The sequence below is a fragment of the Flavihumibacter sp. ZG627 genome, assembly GCF_000814325.1.
Lineage (GTDB): Bacteria > Bacteroidota > Bacteroidia > Chitinophagales > Chitinophagaceae > Flavihumibacter.
The window spans coordinates 1-680 of the sequence record NZ_JPHF01000043.1; the positions used below are offsets into that span (position 1 = coordinate 1).

The 680-nt window shown below is 47.1% G+C and carries 1 rRNA gene; it reads right to left on the reverse strand.

Features of this window, described 5'->3' with window-relative positions:
• Nucleotides 1-529, reverse strand: a 16S ribosomal RNA gene (locus tag HY58_RS18510); the annotation flags it as partial.
• Nucleotides 530-680 lie beyond the last annotated feature (151 nt).

Consider the following 680-nt stretch of genomic DNA (forward strand, 5'->3'; position numbering starts at 1 on the left):
TTACCGCGGCTGCTGGCACGGAGTTAGCCGGTGCTTATTCATCTGGTACCGTCAGTCGACTTAGAAAAGCCTTTTTTCGTCCCAGATAAAAGAAGTTTACAATCCAGAGGACCTTCATCCTCCACGCGGCATGGCTGGTTCAGACTTGCGTCCATTGACCAATATTCCTTACTGCTGCCTCCCGTAGGAGTCGGGCCCGTGTCTCAGTGCCCGTGTGACTGGTCGTGCTCTCACACCAGTTAATGATCGTAGGCTTGGTGGGCCGTTACCCCGCCAACTACCTAATCATACGCACAGCCATCTTCAAGTGATAAATCTTTAATAATAATGTGATGCCACACCATTATACTATGGGGTATTAATCCAAATTTCTCTGGGCTATTCCCCGCTCGAAGGAAGGTTCTGTACGTGTTCCGCACCCGTTTGCCGGTCGCCACCCAGGTATTGCTACCCTGTGCTGCCCCTCGACTTGCATGTATTAAGCCTGCCGCTAGCGTTCATCCTGAGCCAGGATCAAACTCTCCATTGTAAATGTTGTTTGACCTCTAGCTAAATTCTACTCTTAAAAAAAGTGAATTAACTAAAATTGTCGTTTTTTTCTTACGCTAAACTAACCTTACCTATCAAACATCTCGCGATGTCTCTCGGTACTGTTGCTTCCAAACTTTCAAAGATCTTAA